The 21,779-nt window shown below is 73.4% G+C and carries 16 protein-coding genes; 6 read left to right on the plus strand and 10 right to left on the minus strand.

Going from position 1 to position 21,779, the window contains the following annotated elements:
- Positions 1 to 86: 86 nt before the first annotated feature.
- Positions 87 to 728 (minus strand): chaplin, encoded by a 642-nt coding sequence (locus tag ACTYVM_RS22610; protein WP_445527684.1) that lies wholly within the window; start codon positions 726 to 728, stop codon positions 87 to 89.
- 287 nt (positions 729 to 1,015) lie between these two features.
- On the opposite strand from ACTYVM_RS22610, the gene ACTYVM_RS22615 reads away from it, so the two are divergent.
- Positions 1,016 to 2,623, plus strand: coding sequence for an alpha/beta hydrolase (locus tag ACTYVM_RS22615; protein WP_445527685.1), 1,608 nt, complete (start codon positions 1,016 to 1,018; stop codon positions 2,621 to 2,623).
- 6 nt (positions 2,624 to 2,629) lie between these two features.
- Here the strand turns inward: ACTYVM_RS22615 and asnB are convergent, their stop codons facing one another.
- Positions 2,630 to 4,474 carry an asparagine synthase (glutamine-hydrolyzing) gene (gene asnB, locus ACTYVM_RS22620; RefSeq protein WP_445527686.1) on the minus strand — a complete coding sequence of 615 codons (1,845 nt, stop codon included), beginning with the start codon at positions 4,472 to 4,474 and terminating at the stop codon, positions 2,630 to 2,632.
- A 446-nt stretch (positions 4,475 to 4,920) separates the two neighbouring features.
- Between asnB and ACTYVM_RS22625 the strand changes: the two genes are divergently transcribed.
- Entirely contained in the window at positions 4,921 to 6,021 is a 1,101-nt protein-coding gene (locus ACTYVM_RS22625) for a baeRF3 domain-containing protein (RefSeq protein WP_445527687.1), read from the plus strand.
- A 118-nt stretch (positions 6,022 to 6,139) separates the two neighbouring features.
- Here the strand turns inward: ACTYVM_RS22625 and ACTYVM_RS22630 are convergent, their stop codons facing one another.
- Entirely contained in the window at positions 6,140 to 6,553 is a 414-nt protein-coding gene (locus tag ACTYVM_RS22630; RefSeq protein WP_445527688.1) for an SsgA family sporulation/cell division regulator, read from the minus strand.
- A 400-nt stretch (positions 6,554 to 6,953) separates the two neighbouring features.
- Here ACTYVM_RS22630 and ACTYVM_RS22635 point away from each other — a divergent pair, with 400 nt between their 5' ends.
- The gene (locus ACTYVM_RS22635) at positions 6,954 to 8,408 is read left to right on the plus strand and encodes a PP2C family protein-serine/threonine phosphatase (protein ID WP_445527689.1); all 1,455 of its coding nucleotides are present in this window, start codon (positions 6,954 to 6,956) and stop codon (positions 8,406 to 8,408) included.
- Positions 8,409 to 8,444: 36 nt separating this feature from the next.
- Here ACTYVM_RS22635 and ACTYVM_RS22640 read toward each other — a convergent pair whose 3' ends face one another.
- Positions 8,445 to 9,938, minus strand: coding sequence for a DNA-binding protein NsdB (locus tag ACTYVM_RS22640; protein ID WP_445527690.1), 1,494 nt, complete (start codon positions 9,936 to 9,938; stop codon positions 8,445 to 8,447).
- Positions 9,939 to 10,173: 235 nt separating this feature from the next.
- Between ACTYVM_RS22640 and ACTYVM_RS22645 the strand changes: the two genes are divergently transcribed.
- Together ACTYVM_RS22645 and ACTYVM_RS22650 are read left to right on the plus strand one after the other, a co-directional pair.
- Complete coding sequence (locus ACTYVM_RS22645; protein ID WP_445527691.1) at positions 10,174 to 11,313, plus strand: aminoglycoside phosphotransferase family protein; 1,140 nt, start codon at positions 10,174 to 10,176, stop codon at positions 11,311 to 11,313.
- Positions 11,314 to 11,608: 295 nt separating this feature from the next.
- Positions 11,609 to 13,594 carry an N-acetylmuramoyl-L-alanine amidase gene (locus tag ACTYVM_RS22650; RefSeq protein ID WP_445527692.1) on the plus strand — a complete coding sequence of 662 codons (1,986 nt, stop codon included), beginning with the start codon at positions 11,609 to 11,611 and terminating at the stop codon, positions 13,592 to 13,594.
- A gap of 75 nt (positions 13,595 to 13,669) precedes the next feature.
- Here the strand turns inward: ACTYVM_RS22650 and ACTYVM_RS22655 are convergent, their stop codons facing one another.
- The 5 genes from ACTYVM_RS22655 to ACTYVM_RS22675 all read right to left on the minus strand — a co-directional run bounded on the left by ACTYVM_RS22655 (position 13,670) and on the right by ACTYVM_RS22675 (position 18,148).
- Entirely contained in the window at positions 13,670 to 14,167 is a 498-nt protein-coding gene (locus tag ACTYVM_RS22655; protein WP_400035078.1) for a glycosyltransferase family protein, read from the minus strand.
- A gap of 514 nt (positions 14,168 to 14,681) precedes the next feature.
- Positions 14,682 to 15,584, minus strand: a complete 903-nt coding sequence (locus ACTYVM_RS22660) for a universal stress protein (RefSeq protein WP_445527693.1) — start codon at positions 15,582 to 15,584, stop codon at positions 14,682 to 14,684.
- A gap of 125 nt (positions 15,585 to 15,709) precedes the next feature.
- Positions 15,710 to 15,952 carry a DUF397 domain-containing protein gene (locus ACTYVM_RS22665; protein ID WP_445527694.1) on the minus strand — a complete coding sequence of 81 codons (243 nt, stop codon included), beginning with the start codon at positions 15,950 to 15,952 and terminating at the stop codon, positions 15,710 to 15,712.
- Between the two features lie 94 nt (positions 15,953 to 16,046).
- Entirely contained in the window at positions 16,047 to 16,652 is a 606-nt protein-coding gene (locus tag ACTYVM_RS22670) for a GNAT family N-acetyltransferase (RefSeq protein WP_445527695.1), read from the minus strand.
- The gene (locus ACTYVM_RS22675; RefSeq protein WP_445527696.1) at positions 16,649 to 18,148 is read right to left on the minus strand and encodes an acyl-CoA synthetase; all 1,500 of its coding nucleotides are present in this window, start codon (positions 18,146 to 18,148) and stop codon (positions 16,649 to 16,651) included. The genes ACTYVM_RS22670 and ACTYVM_RS22675 overlap by 4 nt, the downstream gene beginning before the upstream one ends.
- Positions 18,149 to 18,341: 193 nt before the next feature.
- Here ACTYVM_RS22675 and ACTYVM_RS22680 point away from each other — a divergent pair, with 193 nt between their 5' ends.
- Positions 18,342 to 20,141, plus strand: coding sequence for a serine hydrolase domain-containing protein (locus ACTYVM_RS22680; RefSeq protein ID WP_445527697.1), 1,800 nt, complete (start codon positions 18,342 to 18,344; stop codon positions 20,139 to 20,141).
- Between the two features lie 35 nt (positions 20,142 to 20,176).
- On the opposite strand, the gene ACTYVM_RS22685 is transcribed toward ACTYVM_RS22680, so the two are convergent.
- Entirely contained in the window at positions 20,177 to 21,745 is a 1,569-nt protein-coding gene (locus ACTYVM_RS22685) for a phytoene desaturase family protein (protein ID WP_445527698.1), read from the minus strand.
- Positions 21,746 to 21,779 lie beyond the last annotated feature (34 nt).

Below are 21,779 nucleotides of genomic sequence, written 5' to 3' on the forward strand. Positions count from 1 at the left end.
GTACCGCACTGGGGCCACGTGCCCTTGGCCCTCCCCCCCCCCCCCCCCTCCCCCCCCCCCCCCCCCCCCGCGGTCCCGGGTCCGCGTCAGCGGAACGCGCCGGGCCGGAAACGCCGGTACAGGACGGCGCCGCTGAGCACCAGGGCCGCGCCCGCGGCCGCCATCGGCACGGACTGGTCCGCACCGGTGTGGGCGAGCGCCACCTGCGTCTGGGGCGCATCCGCGGGCTCGGGGCGCGTCACGGGCCTCGGCGACGGCTGCGGCTCGGACCGTACGGGCGCCGCGGGCGCCGGGGTGTCCTGCGGAGCCGGGGTGTCGTTCGTGGACGTGTTGCCGGAGGCCGGGTTGCCGATGCCCACCACGTCCGCGCTGTTGCCGCTGACGTTCACCGGGACGTGCACCGGCAACTCGATGCAGTCGCCGGACACCACACCGGGGGAATCATGCGCGTCGGCCCGTGCCGCCGCACCGTGGGCCGCCGGCGTCCGGTCCCTCCCGTCGGACGCGTTGGCGCACCGGTTGCCCGCCGCCGGGTTGAGGAGTCCCACCACGTCCACGGTGTTCCCGCACACGTTGACCGGAATGTCCACCGGCAGCTGGATGGTGTTTCCGGAGAGCACACCGGGCGAGCCTGCCGCGGCAGCCTCCGCCGCGGCGCCGTCCGCCGCGAAGGCGGACACCGGCATGGTCATCACCATCGCGCCGGAGGCGGCGGCCACAGCGATCACACTGTTCCGCGTGACCCGTTTCATAGGTTCCCTGCCTTCCAGACATGGTCGCGGGCGCTCACCCGCACCCCGTAAAACGCTGGTGAAGGATTCGGGGTTATGGCCTGTCGCCCTTTCACCCCATCGGGGGGCCTGCTGTCGAACAGCGCGCGAAGCCGCCGCCTCCCGGTGGCGGGTCCGGATACGGCACGTGCGGCGGCCGGGCCGGGAGGCGGTGCCCGGTATGTCCGCCTAAGGTGGGCGAAGGCCTGTTCCCGGTCCGCTGCGGAGCGTTGCTGGAGGCGCCCATGCCGGCCAAGCTGTCGACGCGGCGCGCGACCCGGCGCCGCGCGTGCGTCGGGGCCGCCACGCTCACCCTCCTCGGCACCGGACTGTCCGCGGGGGCCGACGACGGCACGCCGGGCGGTCTGGACCGGTTCTACCGCCAGAGGGTGACGTGGTCGGCGTGCGAGGCGGGCGCCCCGGCGGACCTGCAGTGCGGCAAGGTCACCGTTCCCCTCGACTACGCCCACCCCGGCGCGGGCACCCTCGAGCTCGCCCTGGCCCGCTACCGGGCCACCGGCCACTCCCAGGGCTCGGTGCTGCTCAACTTCGGCGGTCCCGGCGTCGCGGGCCTGCCCGGTCTGACCACCGACGGCGGGCGGTTCATGGACCTGACCAACGGCTACGACGTGGTCAGCTTCGACCCACGGGGCGTCGGCAGGTCCTCCCCGGTCGGCTGCGGCCTGGACACGAACGACCGGGCGGCGCGGATGACCGGCGGGAACGGGAACCTCGGCGACCCGAAGGTCGCCCGCGAGAAACTCACTGAGTGGCAGCGCACGGCCGCCGAGTGCGCCCGGCGCTCGGGCCCGGTCCTGGCCCACATGGGCACCGTCGACGCGGCCCGGGACCTGGACGTGATCCGCCAGGCGCTCGGCGACGACCGGCTCGACTACCTGGGCTTCTCCTACGGCACCCGGCTCGGCGCGGTGTACGCGGCGCTGTTCCCCGGCAAGGTCGGCAGGATGGCCCTCGACGGGGTCGACACCCTGACCGAGCCGCTGGCCGAGCAGGGGCTCGTCGCCACCGAGGCGCAGCAGACGGCGCTCGACGACTTCCTCGACTGGTGTGTGCGGGACATCGCCTGCCCGTGGGGCAACGACCGCCGCGCGGCCGGCGACCAGGTGGTCCAGCTCGTCCGCTCGCTCGACGCGAACCCGGTGCCGAACGGGTTCGGCGGCAAGCTGTCCGGCCAGGACCTCGCCAGGGCGATGGGACAGGCGCTCTACAGCAGGCAGTTGTGGCCCTCCCTGGAACGGGCCGTCGCCTCCCTGGTGGAGGACGGCGACACCCACCGCATCGAGGCCTTCTCCGCCGGTGGCGGCACCCTGCCGGGACGGCCGAGAGCGCCGCGTCCGGCGGACGACCATCTGGCCGGCTCCGCCGAGATCCCGCCGGACAACCAGCCCGCCGCGACCATGGCGGTCAACTGCGCCGACGACCCCGACCGGCCCGGCGCCGCACAGCTCGTCAAGGACCTCGGCCGGCTGAGCACCGCGTACGAGCAGGCATCGCCCGTCTTCGGCCGCGCCCGGCTGAGCGAGCTGCTGATGTGCTACGGCCGCCCCAAGGGCACCGACTTCATCCGGGAGAAGGTGAAGAACGTCGACACGGCGAGCATGCTGCTGGTCGGCACCCGCGGCGACCCGGCGACGCCGTACCGCTGGACGCTGGAGACGGCGCGGCGGCTCGGCCCGTCCGCCGTGGTGCTCGACAACAGGGCCGACGGGCACACCGGGTACCTGTCCTCCCGGTGCGTGCACAAGAAGGTGGACGACTTCCTGCTGTACGGCTCCCTGCCGGCCGACGGCAGTTCCTGCGGCGCGGACCGGGAGCCGGACGCGGGCGGCTGACCGGGGTCAGCCGGTGACGATCTGCGGACGGTACAGGTCCAGCCAGGCGGCCAGGTCCAGGGTCCGCTCCAGGCCGCGTCGCGCCGCCTGGTTGCCGCCGAGGGGGGTGTCGCGGTCCGCGAGGCGGCGCAGCCGCTCCGCGTCCACGAGGTCGAACACGGGGTGCCCCGGCCGGCCGAGCAGGTCCTTGGCGTGGTCCTGGAGGGCGAGGGCGTACTTGGGGTCCTGGGTGGACGGGTAGGGGCTCTTGACCCTGTCGTAGACGGACCTGGGCAGCAGGTCCGCGGTCGCCTCCCGCAGCAGGCTCTTCTCCCGGCCGTCGAAGGACTTCAGGGCCCAGGGCGCGTTGTAGACGTACTCGACCAGGCGGTGGTCGCAGTAGGGGACGCGCACCTCCAGGCCGACCGCCATGCTCATCCGGTCCTTGCGGTCGAGCAGGGCCCGGACGAACCGGGTCAGGTGGAGATGGCAGATCCGCCGCATCCGGAACTCGAAGTCGCTCTCGCCGTCGAGGCGGTGGACGGCGGCGATGGCGGTGCGGTAGCCGTCGGCGACGTAGGCGCGCAGGTCGAGGGTCCGGGCCAGGTCCGGGCGCAGGACATCGGCGTCGTCGCCGAAGTCGCGCAGGAAGCGCACCAGCCAGGGGAAGGTGTCGGCGCGGCGCGCCTCCTCGTCGAAGAAGTGCTGGTAGCCGCCGAAGACCTCGTCGGCGGACTCGCCGGACAGGGCGACGGTGGAGTGGTCCCGGATGCTGCGGAACAGCAGGTACAGGGAGGAGTCCATGTCGCCGAAGCCCATCGGCAGGTCGCGGGCGCTGACCACCTTCCGGCGGATCTCCGGGTCGGCGAGGGTGTGCGCGTCGAGCACGATGTCCTGGTGGTCGGTGTCGGCGGCGCGTGCCACGTCGTGCACGAACGGCGTGTCGGGGGTGGCGCGCAGGTCGTCGGCGCCGAAGTGGTCGCTCTGCCCGACGAAGTCGACGGCGAAGCTGCGCACCTTCTCGCCCTGCTCGGCCAGGCGGCGGGCGGCCAGCGCGGTCATGGCGGAGGAGTCGAGGCCGCCGGAGAGCAGGGTGCAGCGGGGCACGTCGGCGACGAGCTGGCGGCGCACGATGTCGTCCAGCAGGGTGCGGACGGTGGCGACGGTGGTGTCGCGGTCGTCGGGGTGGGGCCGGGTCTCCAGCCGCCAGTAGGTACGGGTGCGCAGGCCGGTGCGGCCGACGGTGACGACGGTTCCGGGCTCGACCTCGCGCATGCCGTCCCAGACGGCGTGGCCCGGGGTCTTGACGAAGGTGAACAGCTCGCGCAGGCCGTCCAGGGTGACCCGGGGGCGGACCATGGGGTGGACGAGGATCGCCTTGGGCTCGGAGCCGAAGAGGACACCGTCGGGGGTGGGCTGGTAGTAGAAGGGCTTGATGCCCATCCGGTCGCGGATCATGACGAGTTCGTCGTGGCGGCCGTCCCAGATCGCGAAGGCGTACATGCCGTTGAGGCGTTCGGCCACGGCGTCGCCCCACTCCAGGTAGCCGCGCAGGACGACCTCGGTGTCGGAGTCGGTGGTGAAGCGGTGGCCGCGCGCGGCCAGTTCGGCGCGCAGCTCGGTGAAGTTGTAGGCCTCGCCGGAGTAGACGAGCGCCACCGTGCCGTCCGGGGTGTCGGCCGTCATCGGCTGGCGGCCGCCGGGCAGGTCGATGATCGCGAGCCTGCGGTGCCCCAGGGCCGCGGGGCCCTCGGCCCAGGTGCCGCGGTCGTCCGGGCCGCGGCAGGCCATCGTCTCGGTCATGGCACTCAGGGTCGCGGCCTCGGCGCGCAGATCGCGGTCGTAGGAGACCCAGCCGGTGATGCCGCACATCCGCTACCTCCTGCCCTCCGGCCCGCCCGAGGGGGGCGCTCCCCTGCCCGAGGGCGGGCGAGCGACCGGCACCCGGCGAACCAGTTGCATCAAGCATCTATATGACGAGCCTGTTCCCCCGGGGCGGGCGCGGTCAACGCGTCCGTCACCCGGTTGCCACCGCGGCCCGCTCGATCCGGCCGCACTTTGCTCCCGGAACATCGCGGAAAGGGCCTCGTACCAGGGGCGGAGCACCGGGAACCGGCCAAGGGCAAAGACTTCTCCAATGTCCGCGCACCGGGTGACGCGGGCGCGAGTGGCGCGGACCGGACGGCCCGCTCGCCGGGGGGCTCGGGCGGGGCGCGGCACGGCGTGCGACGCCTTCGGCGCCCTACCAGCGAAAGCCCCCGCGCGCCAGCCGAGTTGCCCCGAATGCCCGACGTGCGAATCGGACCTATCGTGCTGTCATGGAGCACGAGCTGAGTCCCTCGATACTCACCGAGCTGCGGCGCCCCCGCCCCTACCCGGCGGTGTCGGTGCTGACGCCGACGCACCGCCGCGGGCCCGACAACGCACAGGATCCGGTCCGGCTGCGCAACGTCGTGGCCGAGGCCAAACGGCAGCTGGAGACCAACCCGCAGGTCACCCGGGAGCAGCGCAACGACGTCGTCCGGCAGCTCGACCAGGCCCTCGCCGAGGTCGACCTGACGTACGCCGAGGACGGGCTGGCGATCTTCGCGGCCCCGGGCGAGCACCAGGTGTGGTCGCTGGCCCGCACCGTTCCGGAGCGCGTGGTCCTCTCGGACACCTTCCTGACCCGCAACCTGGTCTCCGCGCGGACCGCCGAGCGCCCCTTCTGGATCCTGTCCGTCTCCGCGGACCGCGTGACCCTGTGGAGCGGTGGTGCCGACCGCGTCGCCGAGGACCACACCGGCGGCTTCCCGCTGACCAGGAAACTCGTCGAGAACTTCGACGCCGAACGCCGGATGCAGATCGGTGACGCGCCGAGCACCTTCCGGGACCAGGGCACCCGCCAGTTCCTGCGGGAGGCGGACAACGCGATGAACGCGGTCCTGCGCGAGCATCCGCGCCGGCTCTACATCACCGGCGAGCCGGCCGCGCTGTCGGCGCTGGAGGAGGTCGGCAGCGTCGCCAAGCGCGCGGTGCCCGTCCAGCACGGCGGTCTGGCGCACGCCACGCCCGAGGCCGTCCGGCGGGCGATCGGGCCGTTGCACGACGAGGAGATGCGGGGCGACACCGAGGCGGTGGCCCGCGAACTGGAGGGGGCCCGCGGACGCAAGGAGTACGCGGCCGGCGTCGACGAGGTCTGGCAGACCGCGAAGGAGGGTCGCGTCCGGCTGCTGGCCGTCGAGGAGAACTACCGCGTGACGGTGCGCGACTCCGTCGGCGGCCATCTGGTTCCGGCGGAGAGCGAGGAACCGGGTGCCCGTGAGGACATCGTGGACGAGATCGTCGAGCAGTGCCTGGAGACGGGCGCCGACGTGCGCTTCGTCCCCGACGGCACCCTGGGCGACGCGCAGGGGATCGCCGGGGTGCTGCGCTACTGACGCCGGGCACACGTGCGTGCGCCGCCGCCGGGCACGGCGCACGCCCTGGCCTCCCCTCCGGGGAGGCCGCCGGTGTTCTGCGCGGCGGGTTCGCCGGGGCGGATGCGGCAGTCAGGCCTCAGACCGTGCCGAAGAGGGCGCTCAGGCCGTGGTCGACGGCCGCGGTGAGGTCCTCCTGGCCGGCCGCGACCACGGCGTAGCTGCGCAGCAGGAAGCGGCGCAGCGCCGGGGTGTCGAACTGGAGCAGGGCCAGGCCTGCGGGCGAGTGCAGCTCCACGACCGTACGGGACCCTCCGCACGACCACAGATGCACGTCCCCGTCCCCGGCGCGGCCCTCGAGTCCTTCTTCCAGCAGGGCACGGGCGAAGGTCCATGAGACCGCCTCGCCGTCGAGGGAGGCCTCGGGCGGGAAGTCCACGTGCACCGCCAGCGGGTCCGCGCAGACATAGCGCAGGGTGGCGGGCACGGGGAGTTCCCGCCCGTCCGCGGTGATCAGACGGGCGCGGGCGGTCTGCTCGAGGGTGGTGTCCATGATCGGTCTCCCCTGCGGGTCGTAAGGTCGGCCGGTTGTGCCGTTGTTCTTAGGAGTCCGAGGGGGCCGTTCACATTACGCGTGAGCACCCACCAATCCATGTGACCTGCGTCACTCCTCCGGTGGGAACGAACACGTGACCGTCGAACATCCGCTTGAGTGTCCGGGCGTCACCTCCGACCGACCGTCACCTCACGTACGTCGTCTACGTCCCGGCCACTCTGGCGACTACACCGAAAATGCCGGTCGAACACCCGGAATGGACTGTGGCATATGCCGGATGCAACCTCGCATCGCATCTTGCCAAATGCCTTACGGGGCGCCGCGGGCTGTGCAACAGTCGTAGCGCTTCCTCCCCCCACCCAGGGTCTGTCGTACCGTCCCCGCATCGGAGTGCGCCATGCCGCCTCACGTCTCCGCGGACCGCTCACCCGCCCAGCCACCAGGGCGCGGCCCGGTCGACGCGCTGATCCGGCAGGCGCGCCGGCTCAGGGGCGAGGTGGACGCCGTACGGCGGGACGCGCGGGGCGACGCCTCGGATCCGCGGGGCCGGTGGGAACGTGCGCTGTGCGACCTGGCGCTGCACCAGCTCAACGATCTGGACGGGCACTTGGCACAGTTGCGGGACGGCCCGCCGCCGGTGCCCGCGGCGCCGGCGGACGAGCCCCGCGCGGCGGCCGCCGCGCCGCACGGCGCGCTGCTCGGCCGTGTCGGCAGCGCCGAGTGGAACCTGCTGACGGACGAGGCCGCCTGGTCGGGCGAGCTGTTCCGGATCCTCGGCCGCGACCCCGCCGTTCCCCCGCTCACTTTGGACGAACTGCCCTCCGTGGTGCTGGACGAGGACCGGCCCCGGCTGACCGCCATGGTCACCGACTGCCTGGTCGACGCCAAGCCCATCGACGGGGAGTTCCACATCGTGCGGCCCGACGGAGCCGTCCGCGCGGTGCACATGATGGGCGAGCCCGTGCTCGACGCGGACGGCGGCACCGCCTCGATGTGGGCGGTGCTGCGGGACGTCAGCGAACTGCGGCTCAGTCAGTCGGCGGTGCGCGAGACCCGTGACTCGCTGCACCGCCACCGGCATCGCGCGCAGACCGAGCACCGGCTTGCCGTCGAGCCGCAGGAAGCCGTGCTCCCCCCGTGGCACGGCTCCCTGCGGCTCTCGCGCCGGGGCCGCCCGAGGCTCGACCTGGCCGCCCACCATCTGCCGTCGTCCACCGGCGCGCCGCTCGGGGGCGACTGGTACGACGTGCTGGAGCTGGCCGACGGCGACACCCTGCTCGGCGTCGGCGGACTCACCGGACGCCGGCCGGACGTGGCGCCGGGCATGGCGATGCTGCTGGGTGCACTGCGCGGCATGGCGATGGCGGGGGCCAGGCCGGGGCAGCTGATGACCTGGCTCAACCAGTTGCTGGAGGCCACCGGGCAGCCGGCCCTGGGCAGCGCCGTCTGCTGCCGCTACCGGCCCGGCACCCGCACCCTGACCTGGGCACGGGCAGGACACCCCGCCCCGCTGCTGTTCCGCGGCGGGACGGGGCGGATGCTGGACGCCCCGGCCGGCGTCCTGCTCGGCGCCACCTCGGGTTCCTCCTACGGGCAGGCCGAGGAGACCCTGGAGCCGGGCGACCTGCTCCTGCTGCACACCGAAGGACTGACACCGCGACAGGAGTCCCCCCACTCGCGCGCGGTCGAGCGGGGCGACGGGACGACCGTCGCACACCGCCTGCTCGGCCTCGCCCCGCGGTTCACCGCGGCGCGCTGCGCGCAGGAGTGCGTACGGACGGTCGTGGAGGAGTTCGGCGGATCCGGGCGCGACGACGACGCCTGCGTGCTGGTCGCCCGAGTGACGACGTAGCCCGCCCCGTCGTGGCCCACGTACACAACCGGGACCCTACGCCGGTGCGCTGCCGGTGTTCCTGCCCTTCGGCTTGGGCAGGGCCAGCCGGATCTCCTCCCTCAGCTCGCCGACCTTCGGATAGGTGGCGTACTCGGCGGTGAGCCGGTACATCTCGCGCAGCCGGTCCCAGGTGCGGCGGGAGGAGTTCGATCCCATCGACATCAGGGCCAGCCGCGCGTACCGGTCCGCCTGTTCGGGGTCGTCCGCGATGAAGCAGGCGGACGCCATGGACAGATGGTCGAAGATCTTCGACCGCTCACGTCCGTCCACCCGCAGGGCCAGGGCCTTCTCCGCGTAGTGCTGGGCGTGCACGGCCGCGTCCGGGTCGTGTTCGGCCAGGGTGCGGTAGGCGAGGGCCTGCATGCCGTACAGGTCCTCGTCCTTGAAGGTCTGCATCCAGTCGAGCGGCTCCACGTCGCCGCTGTCGGAGACGAAGAGGTCCTCCGCCTGTCCGAGGGTGCGGCGCATGGCCTGGCCCTTGCCCATCGAGGCCTGCGCCCAGGCCTCGATGGTGTGGAACATCGCCTTGGTGCGCGGCTGGAGGCGGTCACCGGCGCCGGACTGGGCGAGCTTCATCAGGTCCAGCGCGTCGTCGGGCCGGCCCAGGTGCACCATCTGGCGTGCCGCACGGGACAGCGCCTCCCCGGCACGCGGCCGGTCGCCGCCCTCCCTGGCGGCGTGGGCGGCGATGACGAAGTACTTCTGGGCGGTGGGTTCCAGGCCGACGTCGTGGGACATCCAGCCGGCGAGGACGGCGAGGTTGGCGGCGACGCCCCACAGGCGCCGCTGGAGGTGGGGTGGATGGTGGTAGGCGAGCATGCCGCCCACCTCGTTGAGCTGGCCGACCACCGCCTTGCGTTGCAGCCCGCCGCCGCGGGCCGCGTCCCAGGCCCGGAACACCTCCACCGAGCCTTCGAGTTCCTCGATCTCCTGCGACCCGATGGGGGCGGCGTCGTAGCGGTCGAACCCAGCGGGGTCGGCGTGCAGGGGATGGTCGAGGGCCAAAGTGCCGGCATTGTGTGCCGGATCGGATTGCAGCCAGTCGTGCATGGCGCTGCTGAGTGCGGAGCCCGCGGCGAGCGCGGCGCCCGCGCCCACCAAGCCGCGTCGGTTGAGCATGAGGTCCATTCCCGTGAATTCGGTGAGGACCGCAGCGGTACGCTCGGGCGCCCACGGCACACCGTCGGGATGTTCCGCACTCCCGTCGCCCTGCCGTTTCCCTGTACGCCCGTGCCGCACCAGACCGAGGTCCTCGATGGTCACGACACGGCCGAGACGCTCGGTGAACAGGGCCGCCAGCACCCGCGGCACCGGATCGCGCGGGATCTCTCCCATGTCGATCCAGCGCCGCACCCGAGAGGTGTCGGTCGCCAGCTGGGGGTGGCCCATGGCCGCCGCCTGCCGGTTGACCAGCCTCGCGAGTTCCCCTTTGGACCAGCCGGCCAGGCCGAACAGGTCCGCGAGACGGGTGTTGGGTTGTCCTGTCACGTCAAGCCCCCAGGTACTCGGCTGAGTTGACAGTAGACCCGCCGCGACATGCCGGGCGACTATTCGCCAGGGTTCGCCAGGGTGCGCCACATGGTGTGCCAGTGCGCACCGGGTGTCAGGTAGGAACGCGCCACCCCGACCCGGTCGCCGAGGGACATTCCCCAGGGTGCACCCGGGCGTCCGGGCCGGGAGGGCGCTGGAAGCAGCAGGCACAGGAAGGGATCGGTCCCGCCACATGTACGCAGCATCGTCCTCCGTGTCCGCCCCGCCCCGGTCGCTGCGTGCCCGTCCGGGCACCGACGGCCCCTACCTCGACCCCGTGCGGCCGGCGGCGTCCGTGCTCGGTGCGGTCCGGACGCGGCACGCCGTGGGGCCCGGCACACAACCGCTCAGCGGGAGACTCGACCTCTCCGGCCCGCAGGGCGCGCAACTGCGCACGGCAATTGCCTCGGTGCACCGGATCTGCCCGGAGTTCTCCCCGGTGCAGGTGCTGCGCCGCAGCGGGCGGTCCGTGCTCCTGGTCGGCACGATCGGGCGCAGCACGGCCGTGGCCAAGTGTTTACTCGACCACTCCCCCGCATGGGCGGAGCGCTACCAGCACGAAATAGCCGCATACCGCTCGTTCGTCAGGCACCGGCCGCCAGTCCGGGTGCCCCGGCTGATCGCGGCGGACCCGGACAACTGCACGCTGGTGATCGAGCGGACGCCGGGACGGGTGGCCGCCCTGCAACGGCACCCGGCCGAGGCCCCGCCCCCGGCGGACATCGGGGCGGCCCTGGGCGCGATCTGCCGGCTGAACGCCTGGCGGCCGCCGGCGGGCACGTTCAACGCCCCGCTGGACTACGCGGCCCGTATCTCCCGGTACCACGAGCTGGGTCTGCTCACCGACCGGGACCTGGGCGACCTCCAGAAGCTGCTGCACGGCATCGCGCACGCCGCGGGCCGGCAGGGCATGGGACAGTTCTGCCACGGCGACGCGCTGCTCGCCAACGTCCTGCTCTCACCGGCCGGTCCCGTCCTGGTGGACTGGGAGCACGCGGGCTGGTACCTGCCGGGCTACGACCTGGCCACGCTGTGGTCGGTGCTCGGGGACGCGCCGGTGGCACGGCGGCAGATCAGCCAGATCGCCCAGTCGGCGGGCCCCGCCGCGCGGGACGCGTTCCTGGTGAACCTGATGCTCGTACTCACCCGTGAGATCCGCACGTACGAGACGGCCGTGCAGCGCTCCATGCACGATACGGCCCCGTCGGCTCCGGGCCCGGCCCACCCGGGCGCCGTGCCGTCCGGCGAGGAACAGCGGCTGCTGCTGCGACGGCTCCACGACGACTGCCAACTGGCCCGCCGGGCCGTACGCGCAGCCGTCGGCACCCGCTGACACGGGGACAACGGGCCGCGGCGCACCCACCGACGGGGTGCCCGCGGCCCTTTGCCGTGCCCCGGCACCTCCGCCTTCCCCTCTTCTTTCGGAGCGGTTGCCGCGGGGGCCATTGGTGTAAGCCACTGACGCCGCGCAGGCCTGGGGGGCGCCGTGCCGAAACTCGCCGAGATGCCGCTTGACATGGGAAATCACAGCGTGGTGCGCATGATTGACGGATCGTCGGACAGCCGGTACCACTGATCCACGCCGGCCCCGCACGCCCCACCACGCCCGAGCGCCCCAGGAGGCAGCTTTGCGAGGATCCGCCACCGACCCCAGACCCCTGCCGGGACGCAGAGGCGCGCGCAGCGCGGCGGGTGGCGTCGCCGCGGCGGCGCTGCTGCTGCCGCTGCTGGGCGCCGCCCCGTCCGCGGGCGCCGCCACGGACGACGCCGGCCATCTGCAGCAGTCGTTCGCGTCCGCGTCCGCCGAGTACCACGTGCCGCTCAGCCTCCTGCTGGGCGTGTCCTACCTTCAGTCGCGCTGGGACGGGCACAGCGGCGCCCCAAGCGTGTCCGGTGGCTACGGGCCGATGCACCTGACCGACGCGCGCACCGCGCTCGCCGAGGCCCCGCACCACAGCGAGGGCGCGGATGATCCACGCGGGGACAGCGCACGGCCGGACCCGCGCACGGACGACGACGAGCAGGTGCCGGAGAACTCCGCCCTGCCCGCCCGGCTGAAGACCCTGCTCAAGGCGGCCGAGCTCACCGGCATCCCCGCCGAGCGGCTGCGCGAGGACGAGTCGGCCAACGTCGCGGGCGGCGCGGCGCTGCTGGCGGCCGCCCAGAAGCAGCTCGGCCGGCCGCTCAGCAAGGACCCGGCCGACTGGTACGGGGCGGTGGCCCGGTTCTCCGGCGCGGACGACAGCGCGACGGCGGCGGCGTACGCGGGCGACGTGTACGACATCATCCGCTCCGGCGAGCAGCGCACCACCGACACCGGACAGCGGGTCGTCCTGGCCGCGCGGCCCGGCATCGCCCCCGACACCGCCCAGCTGGCGCAGACCGGCCTGCGCAGTGCCTCGGCGGCCGGCACGGAGTGCCCCGCCTCGGTGGCCTGCGAGTGGATCCCGGCACCGTACGAGGAGTTCGGCGACGGCGACTACGGCAACCACGATCTGGGCGACCGGCCGAAGGCGCAGTCCATCCGGTACATCGTCATCCATGACACGGAGGGCGGCTGGGACGGCGTCCTCAACCTGATCAAGGACCCCACCTATGTGTCCTGGAACTACACGCTGCGCTCCACCGACGGGCACATCGCCCAGCACGTGAAGGCCAAGGACGTCGCCTGGCACGCGGGGAACTGGGACATCAACGCCAGGTCGATCGGACTGGAGCACGAGGGCTTCCTCGTCTCGCCGGACTCCTGGTACACGGAGGCGATGTACCGGTCCTCGGCGCGGCTGGTGAGGTACCTCGCCAAGGAGTACCGCATCCCGCTGGACCGGCAGCACATCCTCGGCCACGACACCGTGCCGGGCACGACCACCTCGGGCATCCCGGGCATGCACACCGACCCGGGCCCGTACTGGGACTGGCGGCACTACTTCCAGCTGCTCGGCCACCCCATCACCCCGAACGCGGGCAAGAACGGCGGCCTGGTCACGATCCGCCCCGACTACGCCACCAACCGGCCCGAGTACACGGGCTGCGTCACCAGCGGCCGGCCGTGCGCCGCGCACGGGTCCAGCGAGGTGCGGCTGTACTCGCAGCCCGACACCTCCTCGCCGCTGATCCAGGACATCGGCCTCAGGCCGGACGGCAGCCCCGCGACGATCGACGTGAACGACGTGTCCTCCCGGGTGCAGACCGGGCAGCAGTACGCCGTCGCCGGCCGGCAGGGCGACTGGACGGCGATCTGGTACCTGGGCCAGAAGGCCTGGTTCCAGAACCCGGCGAAGAACCCGACGGCGGTGGACGCGGCCGGTACCGTGCTCACGCCGAAGCCCGGCCTGGACAGCGTTCCGGTGTACGGGCGGGCCTACCCGGAGGCGGCGGCCTATCCGGCGGGCGTGCCCGTCCAGACGGTGTCGCCGCTGCCGTACAGGCTGCTCGCGGGCCAGAAGTACGTGGTGGGTGACCTGATGCCGGGCCAGTACTACTACTCGACCACCTTCACCATGGACTCGCACCGGGTGGTGACCGGCCAGGACATGTACTACGAGATCCAGTTCGGCCACCGCGTGGCGTTCGTGCGGGCCGCGGACGTACAGGTGCAGCAGTCGGCCCGGTAGCGGGCCGAGATCCACGAGGACGTGAGGGGCCGGTCCCGCGGGGGCCGGCCCCTTCCCGTCTCGCGCGGCGGCCGGTCAGCCCTGCTGGAACAGCTCGGCGGGCAGCGGCTTGAGCAGGGCGTACAGATCGTCGGTGATCGGCCGGTCCCAGGCGGCGATGGTGACCAGGACGCCGTCGCTGCGGTCGAACTGCACGCAGGAGATACGGCTCTCGGAGAGCCGCAGCCGGCGCACGATCAGGAGGTTGTCGCCCTGGAGCACCGGCATGTCCTCGCTGCCGACGACGGTGACCTCCTCGTCGTTCTCCAGAGCCAGCAGCAGCTGCGCCACCTCGAAGGGCACCTCGCTCTCGGCGACCTCGCGGGCGGCCGAGCCCTCGGGCAGATTGCCGATGATCATCGCGGTACCGCGGCCGCCGAACAGGTCGTAGCGCAGGAACACGCCCTGGCAGGTGCCGTCGGGCGCGGGCAGCAGACCGGCGCCCAGGTTGCCGGGCCAGTCGCCCGGATCCATGGCCAGGACGTCGAAGTCGGGCCCGGCGGGCGTGGCGTTGCGGCGGCGGAGGAACGACATGACGCCATGGTACGTGCCCCGGCCTGCGGAGTGATGTGCGGGAGACCACCGACCGGGGGTGGGACCGCCCACTGCCGTGCACGCGGTCCCGCTCGCCGTGCGACCGCCGCGGGCGGCCCGGGTCGGGGGTGGCCCTTCCGGGCGCGGCGCCTGCGGTGGGCGCGTGGCGGACGCGCGGCCGCTGCCCGCCGGGCCCGGTCGGGGAGGCGATCAGCGGCGGAGGCGGGCGCCACGGCGCCGCCCGCCTCCCCGGTCCCGTGCGGTACGGGCGCGGCGGGGCGCGGGCGGCGGACGGGGAGGTGCCCGCGGAGCTGGTCCCCCCTGGCAGCACGGCGTGGGCTCGGAACGCGGGGGTGCGGGCCGCACGGCGTCGCCCGCTCCCCGGCTCCCGGCGACCCGCCGCGCTCTCCGGCGGCCCTCGCCCCTCTCGGCCGCGGCAGCGTCAGCGGTCGAGTGCGCCGGTCTGCTCGGCGGTCGAACGCGCCGGTCTGCCGGGGCGCCCGGGCGGGCGTCGTCACTCCTCCGGCGGCGACGGGGGGATCACCGCGATCGGGCTCGCCGCGTGCAGGAGGACGGCCTGGGTGACGGAGCCCATCATGCGGGCGGGGGCCAGCAGGCGCCGCCGGTGGCGGCCTACCACGACCAGTTCGGCGTCCCGGGAGGCGGCGACGAGCAGGCCCGCCGCGTCGCCGGGCGCCGCGTGGGGCTCGGCGAGCACGTCGGGGTGGCGGGCACGGTGCGGGCCGAGGAAGCCCTCGGCCAGGGCCCGGGTCTCGCTCTCCACGGCGTCCTGGTCGACCATGAGCGTGGCGACCTCCGCGGGGGCCGCCCAGGTCGGGGGCGGCCACGGGTAGGCGGCGATCACCTGAAGCCGGGCCCCGCGCAGGGCGGCCTCCGTGAAGGCGAAGGCGAGCACGGCCTCGTCGGGGCTGTCGACGTTGACGCCGACGACCACCCGTGGCCCCGGGCCGGCCGCCGCCTCGCCGTGGACCTCGCGGCCGGGCCGGGGCACCACGACGACCGGACATGCGGCGTCGCGGGCCGCGGCCAGGCTGCTGGAGCCGAGCAGCAGGCTGGCGAATCCGCCGCGCCCCCGTGAACCGAGGACCAACAGCTGGGCATCGGCGCCGAGTTCGGGCAGCAGCGCGCCCGGAATCCCGTCCAGCCCGGCGTACTCCACCTCCGTCCCGCGGGTGCGTTCGCCCAGGTGGGTGCGTGCCTGGTCGAGCACCGGATCGTCGTCGCCCCCGGGCGGTCCGGCGACGAGGACGTCGGGCTGGGTCCAGGCCGCGTACTGCCGGACGTGGACCGCCCGCAGGGGCGCCCGGCGCCGCCGGGCGGCGTCGAGGGCCCAGTCCAGGGCACGCAGGCTGTCGTCGGAGCCGTCGACGGCGGCGACGACCGGTGGGGTGCTCATGAGTTCCGCTCCTCCGGATGGAGACCTCCCCCGCGGGGCCGGCGCCGCTCGGCCGCCGGCCCCGGCGGGGCTTTCAAGATCCCTTGTCCCCGAACGCGAGAGGAACACCCCCGGTCGGCGTCCGGTCAGGTGAGGTCGAACTTCCCCTGCCGCGCCCCTGACACGAACGCGCCCCACTCCGCGGGGGTGAAGATCAGGGAGGGGCTCTCCGGGCGGCCGCTGTTGCGCATCGCGATGAAACCCTCGACGAAGGCGACCTGGACATCTCCCAGGCCGCCGCTGCTGGACTGCCACTGTGCGCTGCTGAGATCCAGTTCCGGCTTGTCCCATCCCGCGAGCGGGTGCTCCTTGACAGTGCTCTCGGCCACGTCCGTGCTCCTCCCCAATCGTCGTTCGCGGGTCAGCCTAGCGATCGGGTCCCGGCGTCAACAGGCCACGCGAGGGGGACTTTTCACCGGCGCTTCATGCCGCGCCCGGGGGCCGTGTGCGGATGTGCAGATGGCCCTCGAGCGGGTAGGCGGGCGGTGCCGGCGGCAGGAGCCCGGCCTGCTCGAACCCGCATTTGCGGGCGACCCGGCAGGAGGCCGTGTTGTCCACCTGGTGGATGAGCTCCAGCCGGGTCGGCCCCTGGTCCCCGAACCGGGTGAAGGCCCAGTCGGTCAGGGCCAGCAGCGCCCGGGGCGCCACTCCCCTGCCGCGTGCGTGCGCCACGGTCCAGTAGCCCACCTCGGCGGACGGGGAACCGGGACGGAGGCCCTTGACGACGGCGTGGCCCACCAGCCGGTCACGCCTCTCCCGCCCCTCGTAGCCCTCGGCGCCCTCCGCACCGTCGGGACCGTGGGGCTCGAGAACGGCGAACGCGTAGCGGTTCCGCGTCTCCCGGCCCTGTTGCTGCTCCCGGATCCATCGGGCCGCGTCGGCCTCGTCGTCCACGGCGGAGGTCGTCCAGTGGCGCAGGGCGTCGTCCCGGTACGCCTCGACCAGGTCGGCGGCGTCCGCCGCGGACCAGGGGCGCAGGATCAGCGCGGGGCCGCGGGAGGTGGCCGGAGCCGACAGGTACGCCGTCATGACGCACCGAACCGGTCGCGCAGTTCCCTCTTGAGGATCTTTCCGCTGGCGTTGCGCGGCAGTTCGTCCATGAAGATCACTCTCTTGGGGGCCTTGAACGACGCCAGTTTCTCACGGGCGTGGGCGATCAGGGCGGCCTCGGTGACGTCGCCGCGGTGGACGACGAACGCGGTGACGGCCTCGATCCACCGCTCGTCGGGCAGGCCCACCACGGCCGCCTCGGCGACCCGCGGGTGGGTGTACAGGACGTCCTCGACCTGGCGCGAGGCCACCAGCACCCCACCGGAGTTGATGACGTCCTTCACCCGGTCGACGACCGTGTAGTAGCCGTCCGAATCGCGCACGGCGAGGTCGCCGGAGCGGAACCAGCCCTCGCGGAACGCCTCCGCGGTCTCCTCGGGCCTGTCCCAGTAGCCCTCGCACAACTGCGGTGAGCGGTAGACGATTTCGCCGGGTGTGCCGTCGGGCACGTCCTTGCCGTCCTCGTCGACGACCCGGGCGTCCACGAAGAGAACCGGCCGGCCGCAGGAGTCCAGGCGGCCCGTGTGCTCGTCGGGTCCGAGCACCATGGCCAGGGGGCCGATCTCGCTCTGGCCGAAGCAGTTGTAGAAGGCGAGTTCCGGCAGGCGCTCCCGCAGGCGTTCCAGGACCGGCACCGGCATGATCGACGCGCCGTAGTACGCCTTGCGCAGTCCGCCGAGGTCGCGGGTGGCGAAGTCGGGCCGGCCCGCCAGCCCGATCCAGACCGTGGGCGGGGCGAAGAGGCTGTCCGCGCGTCCCGACTCGACCAGATCGAGGATCCGGTCGCCGTCCGGCGCGTCGAGGACGATGTTCGTGGCGCCCACGGCGAGGTACGGCAGCAGGAACACATGCATCTGCGCCGAGTGGTAGAGGGGCAGCGCGTGGACGGGGCGATCCCCCGCGCCGAGGTCGAGCGCGGTGATCGCGCTGAGGTACTCGTGGACCAGCGCGCGGTGGGTCATCATCGCGCCCTTCGGCAGGGCGGTGGTGCCCGAGGTGTACAGGAGCTGCACGAGGTCCCCGGAGCGCGGCTCGGGACCGTCGTAGGGCGGCGTGGACGGCAGCCGGGCGAGCAGCGAGTCGCCCGCGTCGCGCAGCGGCAAAGCCCTTGCGGTGGCCGGGAGTCGTCCGGCCAGGTCCGGATCGGTGAGGACCAGGGCGCTGCCCGACTGGCCGACGATGTGAGCGAGGTCGTCGCCGGTGAGGTTCTGGTTGGCCGGCACGTGCACCAGGCCCGCGCGGGCGCAGGCGAGGAAGCCGATCAGGTAGGCGTCGGAGTTGTGGCCGTAGGCGCCGACCCGGTCGCCGGGGGCGAGGCCCTGGCCGAGCAGGACGTTCGCCGCGCGGGAGACGGCGTCGTCGAGTTCGGCGTACGTCCAGGAGCGCTCGCCGTACTCGACGGCGACCCGTGCCGGGGTGCGCCGGGCGCTGCGCCGCAGGACTCCGTCGACCGTGCTCCCGTGTCCAGGCGTCATGACAGACGATCCTCGGTCCGGCACGGCGGAAGGTCAAGGAGTCCTGTGGCACCGCCCACCCGGGGGTGATTGACCTGGCGTCAGATCTTTTCGGGTGCGTACGCACCGTTGACACAGGTCCCTCCTGACACGAAAGTTTCACCGCACACGACCATCCCCGAAAGATATTTTCAGACGGTGGGCGGGAGGCCTCATGACGACCGACGATGCGGCAGGCGGAGCAGTAGGCGGGCTGACACGCCGGCAACTGGGCTTGGGAACATTGGCGTTGGGTGGGGCCTTCGCGCTCGCGGCGCTGCCCGCGGTCCCGGTGGCGGCCGCGGCCGCCACCGCGCCGGCGCACGGCGGCCCCACACTGAAGTACGGATCCCCGGAGCGGGCCGGTCTGCTCGCCGCCCCGCTGCGTCAACTCGTCGAGGACGCCGAGGCGTTCCTCGGCCCGTCTCCCACGCACCCCTGGTATGCGGGGGCCGTGCTGCTGGCCGGGCGCGGCGGGACCGTGGCGCTGCACGAGCCGATCGGCATGGCGGTGCGCTACGCCTCGTACGACGAGACGACCGACACCGGTGTGGAGTTCCCGCCCGAGCGGCAGCTGCCGATGACCCAGGACACCGTCTTCGACCTGGCGTCGGTCTCCAAGCTGTTCACCTCGCTGCTCGCGGTGCAGCAGCTCGAACGGGGCACGCTGGAGCTGGAGGGGAAGGTCGCGTCCTACCTCCCGGACTTCGGGCGCGCGGGCAAACAGGATGTGACCATCCGTCAACTCCTCACCCACACCTCGGGCTTCAACGCCTGGATCCCGCTGTACGACGCGCCCACGTACGAGGGAAAGCTGGAGCTGATCTGGAACGAGGCGCCGATCAACCCGCCCGGCACCGCGTACCTGTACTCGGACCTGAACATGATCTCCATGCAGCTGGTCCTGGAGAAGATCACGGGCCGGGCGCTGGACGTGCTGCTGGCCGAGGAGATCACCGGCCCGCTCGGGCTGACCCGCACCCGGTACAACCCGCCCGCCTCCTGGAAGCCGGCCATCGCGGCCACCGAGGACGCCCGCAAGCCGTGGTCCGGTCTGGACCGGGGCCTGGTGTGGGGCGAGGTGCACGACGAGAACGCGTTCAGCCTCGGCGGGGTGGCGGGGCACGCGGGGGTGTTCTCCAGCGCCTGGGACCTTGCGGTGCTGGGCCGCACACTGCTCAACGGCGGGGTCTACGGAGGCAGGCGCATCCTGCGCCAGGAGTCGGTGGACCTCATGTTCACGGACTTCAACACCGCCTTCCCCGGCGACGAGCACGGCCTCGGCTTCGAGCTCTACCAGCACTGGTACATGGGCGCGATGGCGACGCCGCACACCGCCGGGCACACCGGCTTCACCGGGACCTCGCTGGTCCTGGACCCGACGACCGACTCCTTCCTGATCGTCCTCGGCAACTCCGTGCACCCGGTGCGCAACTGGCGCTCCGGCTCCGCTCCCCGGGTCGCCGCGGGCAACGACATGGCACGGGCCGTGGCGGTCCGCCCGGACCGGGGCCGCACGGCGTGGTTCGGCGGAATGGCGAACGCCACGACGGCGACCCTCACTCTTCCCGCGCTGGACACCTCGGGTGACGGCGGGCGGCTGCGGTGCTCCGCATGGTGGGACGCCGAGCCGCCGGCGGACGTCCTCGTCCTGGAGTCCTCGACGAACGGGGGCGGTACCTGGCAGCCGGTGCCGTTCACCACCACGCACCAGGGCGAGCAGCCCGAGCAGCACCCGACGGGCGCCGTGACGGGCTTCTCCGGGCGCGTCTGGCACCGGGTCGCGGCCGACCTTCCGGCGGCCCGGCAGCTGACGCTGCGCTGGCGGTACACGACGGACCCCCTGTATGTGGGCCGCGGCGTCTACGTGGGCGCCCAGCGCGTCGAGGCGGGCCACAGCGTCCTGTTCGACGAGTCCCGCCCGGCGCACGCGGCCCGAATCGAGGCGAAGGGCTGGACGGCGTCGACCGACTGACCGGCCCAACCGGTGCGGGACAGACGGGGCGGCGCTCAGCCGCCCTGTTCCTCCAGCACCGCCATGGCCGCGTTGTGCCCCGGCACCCCGCTGACCCCGCCGCCGCGCACCGCGCCCGCCCCGCACAGCAGCACGTTGGCGTGCCGGGTCTCCACGCCCCAGCGGCCGGTGCCCTCCTGGGCGTACGGCCAGCTCAGCTCCCGGTGGAAGATGTTGCCGCCGGGCAGGCGCAGGTCCCGCTCCAGGTCCAGCGGGGTCTTCGCCTCGATGCAGGGACGTCCGTCGGCGTCGGCGGCCAGGCAGTCGGCGAGCGGTTCGGCGAGGTGGGCGTCGACCTGCGCGAGCGTCGACTTCAGCAGTTCCTCGCGTACGGCGTCGTGGTCCCGGGCGAACAGCCGGGCGGGGGTGTGCAGGCCGAACAGGGTGAGCGTCTGGTAGCCCTGTTCGACCAGGTCCGGGCCGAGGATGCTGGGGTCGGTCAGGGAGTGGCAGTAGATCTCGGAGGGCGGCGCGGCGGGCAGCGCGCCCGCGGCGGCCCGGGCGTGGGCGTCGGCGAGCTGCCGGTACCCCTCGGCGATGTGGAAGGTGCCGGCGAAGGCCTCGCGCGGGTCGACGGTGGCGTCGCGCAGCCTGGGCAGCCGCTTGAGCAGCATGTTCACCTTGAGCTGGGCACCCTCGGCGGGCTCCGGCGGCTCGTCGCCGGTCAGCGCGGCCAGGGCCTGCGGGGAGGCGTTCACCAGCACGTGCCGGGCGCCGACGGTGCCCTCGCCGTCGCGGGTGCGGTACGTGACCTCCGCGGCGCGCCCGTCGCTCACCACCCGGGTCGCCTCGTGGCCGGTGGCGATGACGGCGCCGGCCCGGCGGGCCGCGGCGGCGAGGGCGTCGGTCAGGGCGCCCATGCCGCCGACCGGTACGTTCCAGTCGCCGGTGCCGCCGCCGATCACGTGGTACAGGAAGCAGCGGTTCTGCGCCAGGGACGGGTCGTGGGCGTCGGCGAAGGTGCCGATGAGGGCGTCGGTGAGGACCACGCCGCGTACGAGGTCGTCACCGAAGCGGTCCTCGACGGCGACGCCGATCGGCTCCTCGAACAGGGTCCGCCAGGCCTCTTCGTCGTCGACGCGGCGGCGCAGTTCCTCGCGGGTGGGCAGCGGCTCGGTGAGGGTGGGGAAGACGCGGCGGGCGAGGCGGCCGGTCATGCCGTAGAAGCGCTGCCAGGCCTCCCACTCGCGGTCGGATCCGGTGAGCCGGGCGAACGACTCGCGGGTGCGCTCCTCGCCGCCGCCCACGAGCAGGCCGGTGGGCCGCCCCGCGCGCTCGACGGGCGTGTACGAGGAGATCGTGCGGGTGCGCAGCCGGACGTCCAGGCCCAGGTCCTGGACGATCTTCCGGGGCAGCAGGCTGACCAGGTACGAGTAGCGGGACAGCCGGGCGTCCACGCCGGCGAACGGGCGGGTGGAGACGGCGGCGCCCCCGGTGTGGTCCAGCCGTTCCAGCACGAGCACCGACCGTCCGGCCCGGGCCAGGTAGGCGGCGGCGACCAGTCCGTTGTGCCCTCCGCCGACGATGACGGCGTCGTACGTCCCGTGTCCCTCGTGTGCGCTCATGGTCCTTCGTAACACGCGGTGATCCACTTCGGCC

The sequence above is a fragment of the Streptomyces cyslabdanicus genome, assembly GCF_052663305.1.

What these genes read in the sequence shown, in the direction of transcription:
- ACTYVM_RS22615 (WP_445527685.1), top strand. Translation starts at nt 1,016, where the DNA reads ATGCCGGCCAAGCTGTCGACGCGGCGCGCGACCCGGCGCCGCGCGTGC.
- asnB (WP_445527686.1), bottom strand. Translation starts at nt 4,474, where the DNA reads ATGTGCGGCATCACCGGCTGGGTCTCCTACGACCGCGATCTGCGCGCC.
- ACTYVM_RS22625 (WP_445527687.1), top strand. Translation starts at nt 4,921, where the DNA reads ATGGAGCACGAGCTGAGTCCCTCGATACTCACCGAGCTGCGGCGCCCC.
- ACTYVM_RS22630 (WP_445527688.1), bottom strand. Translation starts at nt 6,553, where the DNA reads ATGGACACCACCCTCGAGCAGACCGCCCGCGCCCGTCTGATCACCGCG.
- ACTYVM_RS22635 (WP_445527689.1), top strand. Translation starts at nt 6,954, where the DNA reads ATGCCGCCTCACGTCTCCGCGGACCGCTCACCCGCCCAGCCACCAGGG.
- ACTYVM_RS22645 (WP_445527691.1), top strand. Translation starts at nt 10,174, where the DNA reads ATGTACGCAGCATCGTCCTCCGTGTCCGCCCCGCCCCGGTCGCTGCGT.
- ACTYVM_RS22655 (WP_400035078.1), bottom strand. Translation starts at nt 14,167, where the DNA reads ATGTCGTTCCTCCGCCGCCGCAACGCCACGCCCGCCGGGCCCGACTTC.
- ACTYVM_RS22660 (WP_445527693.1), bottom strand. Translation starts at nt 15,584, where the DNA reads ATGAGCACCCCACCGGTCGTCGCCGCCGTCGACGGCTCCGACGACAGC.
- ACTYVM_RS22670 (WP_445527695.1), bottom strand. Translation starts at nt 16,652, where the DNA reads ATGACGGCGTACCTGTCGGCTCCGGCCACCTCCCGCGGCCCCGCGCTG.
- ACTYVM_RS22675 (WP_445527696.1), bottom strand. Translation starts at nt 18,148, where the DNA reads ATGACGCCTGGACACGGGAGCACGGTCGACGGAGTCCTGCGGCGCAGC.
- ACTYVM_RS22680 (WP_445527697.1), top strand. Translation starts at nt 18,342, where the DNA reads ATGACGACCGACGATGCGGCAGGCGGAGCAGTAGGCGGGCTGACACGC.
- ACTYVM_RS22685 (WP_445527698.1), bottom strand. Translation starts at nt 21,745, where the DNA reads ATGAGCGCACACGAGGGACACGGGACGTACGACGCCGTCATCGTCGGC.